Source organism: Streptomyces sp. NPDC004134 (assembly GCF_042874195.1).
Classification (GTDB): domain Bacteria; phylum Actinomycetota; class Actinomycetes; order Streptomycetales; family Streptomycetaceae; genus Streptomyces.
The window spans coordinates 95,769-109,489 of the sequence record NZ_JBIAMS010000027.1 but is presented as its reverse complement, the minus strand read 5'-3'; the positions used below and the strand labels follow the sequence as shown (position 1 = coordinate 109,489).

The following is a 13,721-nucleotide window of genomic DNA, read 5'->3' as shown; positions in this document are numbered from 1 at the left end:
ACGACACCAACGGCACCAACGGCACCGACGGCACCGACGGCACCGACGGCAAGCTGTACGTGCCCGGCGGCGCCGCCGCCTCCGGCCCGTACCGCACCGACATCACCCCGGGGAACGCCGGCTGGGGCTACTCCGGCCTGCGCATCCTCGAACTCGCCCCCGGCGGGAGCCACACCCTCGCCACCGGCGACGCCGAGCACCTCGTGCTGCCCCTCGCCGGCGGCTGCACCGTCGAAGCCGACGGTCAGCGCCTCGAACTCACCGGCCGCCCCGGCGTCTTCGGCGAGCCCACGGACTTCGCCTACGTCCCCCGCGACACCGACGTCCGCATCACCAGCCCCGGCGGCGGCCGCTTCGCGCTGCCCTCCGCCCGCTGCGAACGGCGCCTGCCCGTACGCTACGGGCCCGCCGCCGGCGTACCCGTCGAACTCCGCGGCGCCGGCACCTGCAGCCGCGAAGTGCACAACTACTGCCTCCCCCAGACCTTCGACGCCGACCGGCTCCTGGTCTGCGAAGTCCTCACCCCCGGCGGCAACTGGTCCTCCTACCCGCCGCACAAGCACGACGAGGCCCGCCCCGGCGAGGAGAGCGAGCTGGAGGAGATCTACTACTTCGAGGTCGCCGAAGGCCCCGGAGGCGGCCCCGGCATGGCGTACCAGCGCGTCTACGGCACCGCTGACCGGCCCCTGGACGTGCTCGCCGAGGTGCGCACCGGCGACACCGTGCTCATCCCGCACGGCTGGCACGGCCCCTCCATGGCCGTACCCGGCTACGACCTCTACTACCTGAACGTCATGGCCGGACCCGGTGCCGAACGGGCCTGGCTCATCTGCGACGACCCGGCACACGGCTGGATCCGCAGCACCTGGGACGACCAGGACACCGACCCGAGGCTGCCGTTCGGAGGAGGGACGCGATGAGCGACGCGACGAGCCACGTGACCAGCGACGTGACGAGCACCGGGGCGACGGGCACCGGGGACGGCGGGACCGTCAGGCTCACCACCGCCCAGGCACTGGTGCGCTTCCTGGCCGTCCAGTACAGCGAACGCGACGGCGCCGAACACCGCCTCATCCCCGGTATGTGGGGCATCTTCGGCCACGGCAACGTCGCCGGCGTCGGCCAGGCGCTGCTCCAGGCCGCCCGTACCGGCGAAGCGGACCTCCCGTACCACCTCGCCCGCAACGAGCAGGCCATGGTCCACTCCGCCACCGCCTACGCCAAGATGGCCAACCGCCTCCAGACCTACGCCTGCACCTCCTCCATCGGCCCCGGCGCCACCAACATGGTCACCGGCGCCGCCCTCGCCACCACCAACCGGCTGCCGGTCCTCCTCCTCCCCGGCGACGTCTTCGCCACCCGCGCCGCCGACCCGGTGCTCCAGCAGCTCGAAGACCCCCGCAACGGCGACATCACCGTCAACGACGCGCTCCGGCCCGTCTCCGCCTACTTCGACCGCGTCGAACGCCCCGAGCAGCTCATCCCCGCCGCGCTCGCCGCGATGCGGGTGCTCACCGACCCCGCCGAGACCGGCGCCGTCACCCTCGCGCTGCCGCAGGACGTGCAGGCCGAGGCGTACGACTGGCCCGTGGCGTTCCTGCGCCGCCGCGTCTGGCACGTGCCCCGCCCCGCACCCGAACCCGCGGCGCTGGCCCGCGCCGTCGCGCTGCTCCGCGGCGCCCGCCGGCCGCTGCTGGTCGCCGGCGGCGGCGCGGTGTACTCCGAGGCGTGGGAGGAACTGCGGGCCTTCGCCCTGCGCACCGGCATCCCCGTCGCCGACACCCACGCGGGCAAGGGCGCCGTGCCCTGGGACCACCCCTCGGCCGTCGGCGCGCTCGGCTCCACCGGCACCGCCGCCGCCAACGCGCTGGCCGCCGAGGCCGACGTGGTCCTCGGCGTCGGCACCCGCTACAGCGACTTCACCACCGCGAGCCGCACCGTCTTCGCCCGCCCCGACGTGGCGTTCGTCAACCTCAACGTCGCCCGCCTCGACGCCGTCAAGCACGCCGCCGAGCCGCTGGTCGCGGACGCCCGCGCGGGTATCGAAGCGCTCGACGCCGAACTCGCCGACTGGCAGGCCGACGACGCCCACCGGGCGCGCGCAGCCGAACTCGCCGACGCCTGGCGCCGCACCACCGACGCCGTCTACCACCCCGAGTGCGGCCACGGCCCGCCGCCCGCGCAGACAGAGATCCTCGGCGCCGTCAACGACCTGGCCGGCGACAGCGACGTCGTCATCAACGCCGCCGGTTCCATGCCCGGCGACCTCCAGGCCCTCTGGCGGGCCCGGGACCCGAAGGCGTACCACGTCGAATACGCCTACTCCACCATGGGCTACGAGATCGCCGCCGGACTCGGCGTGAAGCTCGCCGCCCCCGACCGCGAGGTCGTCGTCCTCGTCGGCGACGGCTCGTACCTGATGCTCTCCCAGGAGATCGTCACGGCCGTCTCCGAAGGGCTGAAGCTGACCGTCGTCCTCGTCGACAACGGCGGCTTCGCGTCCATCGGCGCGCTGTCGGAGTCGCTGGGCTCGCAGCGCTTCGGCACCCGGTACGCGGGGCGCAACCCCGACACCGGCGAACTCGACGGCGGGCCGCTGCCGGTGGACCTGGCGGCGAACGCGGCGAGCCTCGGCGCGGACGTGCTGCGGGCGACGACGGTGGCGGAGTTCCGGGACGCCTTCGTCCGGGCCAGGGAGGCGGAGCGCACCACGGTGGTGCACGTCGTCACCGACCTGACCGGGCCCAACCCGCCGAGTTCCGCGTGGTGGGACGTGCCGGTCAGCGAGGTCTCCGAGCTGGAGTCCACGCGCAAGGCGTACGAGGAGTACCGCGACGGCAAGCGCGCCCAACGCCCGTACCTCTGACAGCCCCAGCAACCCCCGTACTTCCCCGGCAAGTTAAGCGAGACCCTCATGCACACGATCGAGCACTGGATCGCCGGCGGCGCCACCGCCGCCGGTTCCACCCGCACCGCCCCCGTCTACGACCCGGCCACCGGACGCGAGCAGGCCCGCGTCCTGCTCGCCGAGACCGCCGACGTCGACGCCGCCGTCAGCGCCGCGGCCAAGGCGTACGACACCTGGCGCGACAGCTCGCTGTCCCAGCGGATGCGCGTCATGTTCGCCTTCCGCGAGCTGCTGGTCCGGCACGAGGACGAGCTGGCCCGCGTCATCTCCGCTCAGCACGGCAAGATCATCTCCGATGCCCGCGGCGAGATCGTCCGCGGCCGGGAGGTCGTCGAGTACGCCTGCGGCATAGCCGACGCCCTCAAGGGCGGCTACTCCGACCAGTACTCGCGCGGCGTCGACGTCCTCTCCTTCCGCGAGCCGCTGGGCGTCTGCGCGGGCATCACCCCGTTCAACTTCCCCGCGATGGTGCCGCTGTGGATGCACCCCATCGCCATCGCCACCGGCAACACCTTCGTGCTCAAGCCCAGCGAGCGCGACCCGTCCGCCTCCAACCTGATCGCGCAGCTCTACGCGGACGCCGGGCTGCCCGAGGGCGTGTTCAACGTCGTCCACGGCGACAAGACCGCCGTCGACGCCATCCTCGACCACCCCGGCATCTCCGCCGTCTCCTTCGTCGGCTCCACGCCCGTCGCCACCTACGTGCACGAGCGCGGCACCGCCGCGGGCAAGCGCGTCCAGGCGCTCGGCGGCGCGAAGAACCACGCCGTGGTGCTGCCGGACGCGGACCTGGAGTACGCCTCCGACCAGCTCGTCGCCGCCGCCTACGGCTCCGCGGGCGAGCGCTGCATGGCGATCTCCGTCGCCGTCGCGGTCGGGGACGCGGCGCAGCCGCTGGTCGAGGTGCTGGAGCGGAAGGCGCGCGCGGTGCGCGTCGGCCCCGGCGACGACCCGGCCAGCGAGATGGGCCCGCTCGTCACCCGCGCCGCGCAGGAGCGCGTCAGCGGGGCCGTCGCCTCGGCGGCGGCGCAGGGCGCGACGGTCGTGGTCGACGGCCGGGACCTCGAGGTCGCCGGGCACGAGGAGGGGTTCTTCACCGGACCGACGCTGCTCGACCACGTCAGCGCGGCGATGGACGCGTACCGTACGGAGATCTTCGGCCCCGTGCTCGCGGTCATCCGCGTCGCCACCCTGGACGAGGCGATCGCGCTCATCAACGCCAACCCGTACGGGAACGGCACCGCGCTCTTCACCGGCGACGGCGGCGCGGCCCGGCGCTTCCAGCGCGGGGTGCACGTCGGGATGGTCGGCATCAACGTGCCGGTGCCGGTGCCGATGGCCGCGTACTCCTTCGGCGGCTGGAAGGACTCGCTCATCGGCGACAGCCCCGTGCACGGCCCGGAGGGCGTGCGCTTCTACACCCGCCCGAAGGTCGTCACGACCCGCTGGCCGGCCGGCGGCAACCCGGCGGCCCGCGGCGCGGCGTTCGCGTTCCCGACCGCCAACTGACCCGCCAGGCAACCCCCGCCCGTACCCCCGTCACGAGCCCCGACCACCGAGAGGCCGCACCCTCATGACCGACGCACCCGGCGCCCCGCGCCCCGCCGCGGGAACCGCCGCCGGCAATCTGTGCCTGGGCTCCGCCCCCTGCTCCTGGGGGGTGTGGTTCCCCGAGGAGGAGCACCAGGTCCCGTACACCCGCTTCCTCGACGAGCTGGCCGAGACCGGCTACAAGTGGCTGGAGCTGGGCCCGTACGGCTATCTGCCCACCGACCCGCAGCGCCTCGCCGGCGAGCTCGCCGAGCGCGGACTCCAGGTCTCCGGCGGCACGATCTTCGGCGCCCTGCACCGCCCCGAGGAGTGGGACGAGACGCTGGCGAACGTGCGCCGCGTCGCCGAGCTGACCGCCGCCACCGGCGCGCACCACCTCGTGCTCATCCCGCCGCTGTACCGCGACGAGAAGACCGGCGACTTCACCGAGCCGCCGGAGCTGACGGCCGCGCAGTGGACGTCGCTCGGCAAGACCGCCGACGACCTGGGCAGGATCCTCCTGGACGAGTACGACGTCCGCCTCGTCGTCCACCCGCACGCCGACAGCCACATCCAGACGCAGCCGGAGATCGAGCGCTTCCTGAACGCGACCGACTCCCGCTACGCCAACCTCTGCCTGGACACCGGCCACGTCGCGTACGGCGGCGGCGACAACCTCGACCTCATCCGCCGCTACGCCGAGCGCATCGGCTACGTCCACATCAAGCAGATGGACCCGGTGATCATCGAGCAGGTCCGGGCCGAGAACCTGTCGTTCAGCGAGGCGGTCAGCCGCGGCGTGGCCGTGGAGCCGCCCGCGGGCGTGCCGAACCCGGGGGACATCGTGGCGGCGCTGTCCGGCCTGGACGCGGAGCTGTTCGTGGTGGTGGAGCAGGACCTGTGGCCGTGCGAGCCGGAGGTGCCGCTGCCGATCGCGGTCCGTACCCGCGACTACCTGGCGGGCGTCGGCCTGAGCGGCACGCGCCGCCCCCGCTGAAGCGGCCCGCTGAGAACGAGTACTGAGGAGCAAGAAGTCATGACCGTACGCATCGGAGTCGTCGGCACCGGCGCCATCGGCCGCGAGCACATCGAGCGCATCAGCCGCGTCATCAGCGGTGCCCGCGTGAGTGCCGTCGCCGACATCGACGCGGCGCTGGCGGAGAAGGCCGCGGCGGAGGCGGGGGGCGCGCGGGTCGCCGACGCCGGGGACATCGCGGGGTCGCTGATCGCCGCGGACGACGTGGACGCGGTGCTGGTGTCGTCCTGGCACGCCGCACACGCCGAGCACGTGCTGGCCGCGATCGCCGCGGGCAAGCCGGTGCTCTGCGAGAAGCCGCTGGCGACCACGGCGGAGGACGCGCTGCGCGTGCTGGCCGCGGAGGAGGCGTTCGGGCGGCGGCTGGTGCAGGTCGGGTTCATGCGCCGCTACGACCCGGGCTACCGGGAGCTGAAGCGCGTCATCGCCGACGGCGGCATCGGCCGGCCGCTGATGATGCACTGCGCGCACCGCAACAGGTCGGCGCCCGAGCGGTACACGACCGAGATGGCCGCGCAGGACACGGGCGTGCACGAGATCGACGCGGCCCGCTGGCTGCTGGCCGACGAGATCGTCTCGGCGCAGGTCATCATGCCGCGCGCCACGGAGCGGCGGTTCCCGCACCTGCGGGACCCGCAGTTCATGCTCTTCGAGACCGCCGGCGGGGTCCGTATCGACCTGGAGGTCTTCGTCAACTGCCAGTACGGGTACGACATCCAGTGCGAGACGGTCGGCGAGACGGGTCTGATCCGGCTGCCTGACCCGGCGCGCGCGGAGGTGCGTGCGGCGGCGCGGGTGGGCACGGAGATCGACCAGGAGTGGGGCGGCCGCTTCGCGGAGGCGTTCGACGTCGAGGTACAGGCGTGGGTCGACTCGGTGGCCGCGGGCGCGGCCACGGGGCCGAGCGCCTGGGACGGTTACGCCGCCACGGCGGTCGCGGCGGCGACGGTCGAGGCGCAGCGGACGGGCGCGGTGGTGGACGTGAACCTCGTGGAGCGCCCGGCGTTCTACGCCTGAGGGGCGCGTACGCCGCCCGGTTTTCCGGGCCGGGGCGCTGCCCCCGGCCCCGCCGCGCTTCCCGCGGCCCGGCCCCACCGCGGGGGGAGGGGCCGGGCCGCGGGAACCCCGTCTGTCTTCGGCACGTCTCCTTGGGGCAGCAGGTGTGTCCAAAGGGGGGTACGGATGTCACTGGGGGAGCCGCCGCTGCTGAGCCGTCCGCCGTGGGTGGGCGTGACGACGACGCTGGGGCAGATGGCGTACGCACTGGGGGCGTTACCGGCCGCGTTGATGGCGCTGATGATCCCGCTGTTCCGCGGCGAGCGGGAGTACTGCGCGCCGCCGGACCACACGGGTCCGTGCGACCGCATCCAGGAGATGAGCGCCGGTTCGGCGGCGGGTCTCGGCCTGGGGGTGCTGACGCTGCTGGTGGCGGGCGCGGTCGCGCAGTCGGTGGGGCGGCGGATGGCGGAGACGGGGCGGGAGCGGCGGGGGGCGGCGCTGGTGCTGGGGATGCTGGCGGTGCCGGCGGTGACGTACGCGATGCTGGCGTACGGGTACACGACGGCGTGAGGCGGCGGCGCACGCGGTGACGGCGTACGCCGTGCGCCCCCGTCTCCGCTCGTACGCGACGGGCGTGCAGGCGGCCCGTACGAGAAGCGCGGGAAGCCCCGTGCCCGTACGCGACGGCCCGCGGCCCGCCGTCAGGCGTCGTCGCCGGCGAGGACGTCGTCCGCGTCCATGATCCGGTACGCGTACCCCTGCTCGGCGAGGAACCGCTGCCGGTGTGCGGCGAAGTCCTGGTCGATGGTGTCGCGGGCGACGAGCGAGTAGAACCGCGCCTCGTGCCCGTCCTCCTTGGGCCGCAGCACGCGGCCGAGCCGCTGCGCCTCCTCCTGGCGGGAGCCGAAAGTACCCGAGACCTGGATGGCGACCGTCGCCTCCGGCAGGTCGACGGAGAAGTTCGCGACCTTCGACACGACGAGGACGCTTATCTCGCCGCTGCGGAAGGCGTCGAAGAGCTTCTCCCGGCGGGCGTTGGTGGTCTCGCCCTTGATGACGGGGGCGTCGAGGTGCTTGCCCAGCTCGTCGAGCTGGTCGATGTACTGGCCGATGACGAGCGTCTGTTCGCCCGCGTGCCGGGCGACGAGCGCTTCGGCGATCTTGCGCTTGGTGTCGGTCGTGGCGCAGAAGCGGTACTTCTCCTCGGCTTCCGCGGTGGCGTAGGCGAGCCGTTCCGCGTCGGTGAGGTTCACCCGCACCTCGACGCAGTCGGCGGGCGCGATGTAGCCCTGCGCCTCGATCTCCTTCCACGGGGCGTCGAAGCGCTTGGGACCGATGAGCGAGAAGACATCCGACTCGCGGCCGTCCTCGCGTACGAGCGTGGCCGTCAGCCCGAGCCGGCGGCGGGCCTGGAGGTCGGCGGTGAACTTGAAGACGGGCGCGGGCAGCAGGTGCACCTCGTCGTAGACGATGAGGCCCCAGTCGCGGGAGTCGAACAGCTCCAGGTGCGGGTAGACGCCTTTGCGGCGGGTGGTCAGCACCTGGTACGTGGCGATGGTGACCGGGCGGATCTCCTTGCGGGCGCCGCTGTACTCGCCGATCTCGTGCTCGGTGAGCGACGTGCGGCGCAGTAGTTCGCTCTTCCACTGCCGGGCGGCGACGGTGTTCGTGACGAGGATCAGCGTGGTGGCCTTCGCCTCGGCCATGGCCCCGGCGCCGACGAGGGTCTTGCCGGCCCCGCAGGGCAGCACGACGACGCCGGAGCCGCCGTGCCAGAAGCCTTCGACGGCCTGTTTCTGGTACGGGCGCAGCCCCCAGCCGTCCTCGACCAGCGCGATGGGGTGGGCTTCGCCGTCCACGTACCCGGCGAGGTCCTCGGCGGGCCAGCCGAGCTTCAGCAGCGCCTGCTTGATCTGGCCGCGCTCGGAGGGGTGGACGGCGACGGTGTCGTCGTCGAGCCGGGCGCCGACCAGGGGCTGGATCCGCTTGGACCGCAGGATCTCCTCCAGCACCGGCCGGTCGGTGCTGGACAGCACGAGGCCGTGGGCGGGGTCCTTGGTGAGGGTCAGCCGCCCGTAGCGCGCCATGGTCTCGGCGACGTCGACGAGCAGCGCGTGCGGCACGGGGTAGTGGGAGTAGGTGACGAGGGCGTCGACGACCTGCTCGGCGTCGTGTCCGGCGGCGCGCGCGTTCCACAGGCCGAGGGGGGTGACGCGGTAGGTGTGGATGTGCTCGGGGGCGCGCTCCAGCTCGGCGAAGGGCGCGATGGCGCGCCGGCACTCCTCCGCCAGCTCGTGGTCCACTTCCAGCAGGAGCGTCTTGTCCGACTGCACGATCAGGCAGGACATGCGGACCTCCTCCACTGCTGCCGCTGCTGCCGCGCCCGGGCCGGGACCCCCGGGGCCCGGGGGATACGCGGGAAACAGGGAAGTCTACCTCGGGGCGGCGACAGCGTGCGGCGCTCCGGCCGGGGCACCGCAGGCCGGGGCACCGTGGGCCGGGGTGCTCAGCTCATGGCCTTCTTCACCAGTTCGGTGACCGTCTTCTCGTGGGCGGGCGTCAGGTCGGCGACGGCGAAGGCGGTGGGCCACATGGTGCCGTCGTCGAGGTGCGCGGCGTCGTTGAAGCCGAGGGTGAGGTAGCGCGAGCCGAACTTGTCCGCGGCCTGCACGAAGCAGACGATCTTTCCGCCCTTGCCGTTCTTGGCGCCGGCGGCGTATGCGGGCATCCCGTACCAGAGCCGCGGCGACAGCTCGGGCGCCGCTTCGGTGATCAGGGTGTGGAGCCGGCCGGCGATGGTCCGGTCGGACTCGGGCATCTCGGCGATCTTCTCCAGCAGCTCGGCCACCGGGTCGGTCTTCGGGCCGCCGCGCCGGTTCTTCTTGATCTCCTTCGCGCGGTCCTTCATGGCCGCGGTCTCCGCCTCGGTGAAGCCCTCGTAGGACTCGCCGCCGTCGGCCGTGGCTGCCTTCTTCGCATCCGCCATAGCAGTACCTTTCTGGGGTCTGACCTGGTCCGGATCTCAGCCTAAGCAGATACGGCGGCGACGACTCCTCCATGACTGACCACTCGGACGACCGCCGGGGTGACGCCGAAGGAGGCCGGCCGTGGCACGCAGCCGCCGTCTGATTCTGACCCCGCCCGAGCGGGTCTGGGACCTGCTGAGCGACGGCCACCGCTACGGGGAGTGGGTCACCGGCACCCGGCAGGTCCTGGCCGCGGACCCGCACTGGCCCGCGGTGGGCGCCCGCTGCGGGTGCGCGTCGGCGTCGGCCCGCTGGCGCTCGACGACACCTGCGTCGTCCGCGTCTGCGAACCGGGCCGGCGGCTGGAGCTGGAGGCGAAGGCCGACCCGTTCGGGGCGGCGCGGATCGCGATGCGGCTGGAGCCGTGGGGCGGGAACACGCTGTTCTTCCTGGACTGGCACCCGCTGCGCGGGCCGGGGACGAGGATGCACGGGCTGCCGGTGGACTACCTGGTCGCGGTGCGCAACGGGATGATGCTGACGAAGCTGGCGCGCATCGCGGTACGGGAGTACGGGGCGGTGCGCCGCACCGGGGGTGCGGGTGCCGGGCCGGCGGGTGTCAGGCGGGGGTGACCGGTTCCTGGAGTTCGGTGACCCAGTCGGCGTGGGACTCGTGGACTTCGAGGTACAGCTCGCGCGCGTAGCCCGTGGAGCGGTAGCCGTTCTCGTCGATCCAGGCGGCGAGGGCCTGGACGGCCGGCAGCACGGCGTCCATGTCGCCGCGGTGGACGACGGTGGCCGCGTGGTCGAGCGGGGGCAGGTCGGTGACCGTGAAGTCGTACGCCGCCGCAGGCTCCACGCCGACCTGGAGCCCGGCGTGGACGGTGATCGTGCCGTCGGGGGCGTCCTCGTACCAGGCGATGCCGGGGCCGGTGGGTGCCACGCCCGCGGCGTCGAGGCGGCGGCACAGCTCCTCGTAGAGCGGCTGGATCACCGGGCCGATGTCGGCGGGCTCGAAGCTCGCGGCGCTGCCGCTCAGCTCGGCGACCCGGACGGCGGGGACGGACTTCAGGACGACGTCGGTGGCGGACATGCGGCCCTCGCTCTCGATCGTACGGAGCCTCGCCTCCACCCCGGCGAGCCGCCGTACCGCTGCCGCGGCGGCTGTCTCCAGCTCCGCACGGCGCAGCCGCAGCATGCCGCGCAGCTCCTCGGCGGTCAGCTTCTCGTCCAGTATCGAACCGATCTGGCCGAGGCTGAAGCCGAGGTCCCGGAGGGCGACGACGCGGTTGAGGCGGCTGAGCTGGGCGGCCTCGTAGCTGCGGTAGCCGCTGTGCGGGTCGACGCGGGCGGGGCGCAGCAGGCCGAGGGCGTCGTAGTGGCGCAGCATGCGGACCGAGACGCGGCCGTGGCGGGCGAACTCTCCGATGGTGAACATGACGTGCTCCAGTGGAGGGTCTGACACGGTGTGAGGGTCAAGGGGCCGTCCGTGGGCCGCCGGCGCGCGCTTCAGGTGGGGTCGTCGGCGAGTTCCGCGGCGCCGGTGATGCGGTGGAGGGGGTAGGTGCGTACCTCGTCGGCGGTGTGGTCGTACGCGGTGACGTAGCCGCCTTCGACGCGGACGGGGGCGATGACGCGCTGGCTGGCGGCGCCGTCGGCGTTGACGTAGCCGATCCAGACGGCGGCGTTGCCGAGGACGGCGGCCTGGAGGACGGCGAGGGTCTCGGCGGAGGGGGTGCGGGGGAGGCCGCCGGGGGCTTGGGGGGTGCTCGAAACCCGTGGGGTCCGGGGTGCTTGCGGGTCCTGCGCGTCTTGCGGGGTCTGGGGGGTGACGAGGGGGGCGGTGGCGGCGCGGTCTCCGGCCCGTACGGCGCGGACGGCCGCCGCGAGGAGGGTGGCGTCCGGGGCGGGCGGGCCGTCGGGGACGGGCGCGGGCGGCGTACGGGGCGGGGTGCGGTGCGCGGCGGCGCGGGCGACGAGGACGGCGCCGTCGGGCGACTCGGCGGCGGGCGCGTAGCCCATCTCGCGGAGCCGGGCCAGCAGCACGTCGGGCGGGGTGGGGGAGACGAGGACGGTGGGCGCGAGGTGGCGCAGCCGCAGTTCCGCGGAGCGCCGGTCGGCGACGATCTCGGCGAGGAGCGCGTCGTCGTCGCAGCGCAGATACGCGCCGGCGGCGCCGATCCGCAGCCGGCCGTGCCTGCGGGCGACGTCGTCGATGAGGTAGCTGAGCGGCTGCGGCACGGGGGTGCGGGAGTGGGCGGTGAGGAAGTCGTGCAGCTCGGCGGCGGACCGGCCGGCGTCGAGGGCGCGGCGTACGGAGCCCTGGGTGAAGCGGTAGACGGTGGCGCCGCCCTTGGACTCGACCTCGGCGAGCACGCCGAGCACGGCGGCGAGTTCGCGCTTGAGGGGGCCGGGGGCGATGGCGGTGAGGTCGGCCTGCAGCAGTACGTGGTCGACGGGCGGGGGGAGATGCGGCGCGAGCGCACCGGCGGCCCGGAGCGCGGCGGCACGGGCTTCTGCGGGGGTGGCGGGGCGCTCGGGTGCGGCGGTGTGGGGCTGGGCGCCGAGCGCGGCGCCGGTGGCGGGGGTGGCGGCGGGGGTGGGGGCGTCTGCGCTGGTGGCGGGGGGTGGAGCGGGGTGGTTGTCGGAGGCGCGGCCTACCCTTGGGCGGGTGCGCGGGGGAGGTGGGGTGGCGGCGTCCGCGGTGTCCGTATCCGGCGGCGAAGGCGGGGCCGTGTCCGCCTCCGGGAGGCCGAGGAGGGCGGTGCCGTGGGTGGAGAGGGCGCCGCGGCCCGTGACGCCCAGGAGTTCCGCCTCCTCCAGCGTCCAGCGGGCCAGCCGCGTGCGCAGGTCCTCCTCCTCGCCGTCCGCGGGGGTGCCGCCGCGCGGCGGGCGTTCCCAGCGGAGGCGGGCCACCACCGAGTCCGGCGTCGCCGCCGTGCCCTCCGGGAGCCCCGCGAGCAGCCCCAGCACCGCGCGGCGCACCTCCGGTGCCGCGCCGCGGTCCAGGCCCTCGCCCAGCGCCGACAGCGCCCGGCCCTTGCCGTCCCGGCCGCCGACCAGCCCCGGTGTCCGCGTCGCCGCCAGCCACGCCGCCGCCAGCTCCGCCCACCGCCCGGCCGCCGGCAGCGCCAGCCACTCGTCGTACGCGGGCGTCGGCGCGTACCGCTCGTCGGTCTCCCCGTCCGAGGCCAGCAGCCCGGCCCCGTAGGCCAGTTCCACCCAGAACGCCGCCTGCGGCTCCGCGACGTCCAGCGCCGTCGCCGTCCGCTTCAGGTCCCGTACGGCCAGACCGCCCGCGCGCAGCACCGGCGGGCTCGCCGTCGCCCACTGGCCGAGCAGCTCCTCGACCGTCTCGACCGACACCGCCGCCTGCCCGGCCGCCGTCGCGTCGACGATCCGCATCCCGTACGTCCCGGCCGCCACCGGCTCCGGCGGCACCGCCGCCACGCTGCGGTGCGCCCGCCCGTCGCGCAGGTGCAGCGCCACCTCGCGCGGCAGCAGCACGCTGCCCGGCGCGGTCGGCAGCAGCAGCCCCCGGTCCAGCAGCCACCGCACGTGCGCCGGCGGCTGCGCCGACACCGTCCCGTACGGCGGACCCCACGTCAGCCGCCCCAGCACCGTCACGGCCTCCGGCGGCGCTTGGTCCAGCAGGTCCGCCATCCGCTTCGGGTCGGAGAAGAGCGCCGTCAGCGACTCCACGGCCGAGACGGGGTCATGAGTCGTCGGCAGCCCCGCGTTCGCCAGTACCTGCTGCAGTCGCCCGGGCGACATCCCCGTCGCCACCTCCGCGGCGGCGGGCCCCAGGCCGGTCGCGGACCCGGACGCCTGCGGCGTCAGCAGCTCCCGCGCCGTACGCACCAGCCGCAGCCGCCGGTCGTCCCCCCACACCAGCGCCTGCGCCCGCAGCTCCGCGACGGCGCGCGGCAGCGCGGCCGCGGTGTCGGGCTCGTCGCCCATCAGCCCGGCCAGCACGCCGTACGGGCACGGGTCGGGCGCGATCGCGAGCGCCTGGGCGGTCTGCTGCGTGAACCGGTCGAGCCGTTCCAGCGCGCGGACGACGGAGGCGCGGGTGCCCGCGCGGGTGGCGAGCTGGGTCAGGTCACCCGGGACGGGGGTGAGCAGATCGGGCCGGGCGCGGAGCAGCTCGGCCAGCGCGGTGTCCGGTCGGCCGCGGAGCTCCTCGGCGAGGGTCCGGGCGGGGTTGCCGGTCGTCATCCGCTCCACAGTAGTCCTCGCCGGACGTACGGCACCGGACGGAGCCGGGGTTGGCGGTGCGCGGC

Annotated in this window: 10 protein-coding genes and 1 pseudogene; 7 read left to right on the top strand and 4 right to left on the bottom strand. The window is 74.4% G+C overall.

Going from position 1 to position 13,721, the window contains the following annotated elements; genetic code table 11:
* The first annotated feature begins 53 nt into the window (after positions 1–53).
* From iolB to ACFYVJ_RS28375, 6 genes are all read left to right on the top strand, one after another.
* Positions 54–920 carry a 5-deoxy-glucuronate isomerase gene (gene iolB / locus ACFYVJ_RS28400; RefSeq protein WP_388897252.1) on the top strand — a complete coding sequence of 289 codons (867 nt, stop codon included), beginning with the start codon at positions 54–56 and terminating at the stop codon, positions 918–920.
* Positions 917–2,866, top strand: coding sequence for a 3D-(3,5/4)-trihydroxycyclohexane-1,2-dione acylhydrolase (decyclizing) (gene iolD / locus ACFYVJ_RS28395; RefSeq protein WP_388897187.1), 1,950 nt, complete (start codon positions 917–919; stop codon positions 2,864–2,866). Before iolB ends, iolD begins: the two co-directional genes overlap by 4 nt.
* Positions 2,867–2,914: 48 nt before the next feature.
* Positions 2,915–4,417, top strand: a complete 1,503-nt coding sequence (locus tag ACFYVJ_RS28390) for a CoA-acylating methylmalonate-semialdehyde dehydrogenase (protein WP_388897184.1) — start codon at positions 2,915–2,917, stop codon at positions 4,415–4,417.
* A 64-nt stretch (positions 4,418–4,481) separates the two neighbouring features.
* Complete coding sequence (locus tag ACFYVJ_RS28385) at positions 4,482–5,435, top strand: TIM barrel protein (RefSeq protein WP_388897181.1); 954 nt, start codon at positions 4,482–4,484, stop codon at positions 5,433–5,435.
* A 39-nt stretch (positions 5,436–5,474) separates the two neighbouring features.
* Complete coding sequence (locus tag ACFYVJ_RS28380) at positions 5,475–6,491, top strand: Gfo/Idh/MocA family protein (protein ID WP_388897178.1); 1,017 nt, start codon at positions 5,475–5,477, stop codon at positions 6,489–6,491.
* 165 nt (positions 6,492–6,656) lie between these two features.
* Positions 6,657–7,043: a hypothetical protein gene (locus ACFYVJ_RS28375; RefSeq protein WP_388897175.1), complete on the top strand. Its 387-nt coding sequence runs from the start codon at positions 6,657–6,659 to the stop codon at positions 7,041–7,043.
* Between the two features lie 131 nt (positions 7,044–7,174).
* Here ACFYVJ_RS28375 and ACFYVJ_RS28370 read toward each other — a convergent pair whose 3' ends face one another.
* Together ACFYVJ_RS28370 and ACFYVJ_RS28365 are read right to left on the bottom strand one after the other, a co-directional pair.
* The gene (locus ACFYVJ_RS28370) at positions 7,175–8,821 is read right to left on the bottom strand and encodes a DNA repair helicase XPB (protein ID WP_388897172.1); all 1,647 of its coding nucleotides are present in this window, start codon (positions 8,819–8,821) and stop codon (positions 7,175–7,177) included.
* A gap of 158 nt (positions 8,822–8,979) precedes the next feature.
* Positions 8,980–9,459: an iron chaperone gene (locus ACFYVJ_RS28365; RefSeq protein ID WP_388897169.1), complete on the bottom strand. Its 480-nt coding sequence runs from the start codon at positions 9,457–9,459 to the stop codon at positions 8,980–8,982.
* A gap of 121 nt (positions 9,460–9,580) precedes the next feature.
* On the opposite strand from ACFYVJ_RS28365, the pseudogene ACFYVJ_RS28360 reads away from it, so the two are divergent.
* Positions 9,581–10,071 (top strand): annotated as a pseudogene (locus ACFYVJ_RS28360) (SRPBCC family protein).
* Here ACFYVJ_RS28360 and ACFYVJ_RS28355 read toward each other — a convergent pair.
* Positions 10,058–10,876 (bottom strand): MerR family transcriptional regulator, encoded by an 819-nt coding sequence (locus ACFYVJ_RS28355; RefSeq protein ID WP_388897249.1) that lies wholly within the window; start codon positions 10,874–10,876, stop codon positions 10,058–10,060. The pseudogene ACFYVJ_RS28360 and the gene ACFYVJ_RS28355 overlap by 14 nt on opposite strands.
* Before the next feature lie 71 nt (positions 10,877–10,947).
* A complete protein-coding gene (locus tag ACFYVJ_RS28350) occupies positions 10,948–13,656 on the bottom strand; it encodes a helicase-associated domain-containing protein (protein WP_388897166.1) in 2,709 nt (902 codons plus the stop codon).
* Positions 13,657–13,721 lie beyond the last annotated feature (65 nt).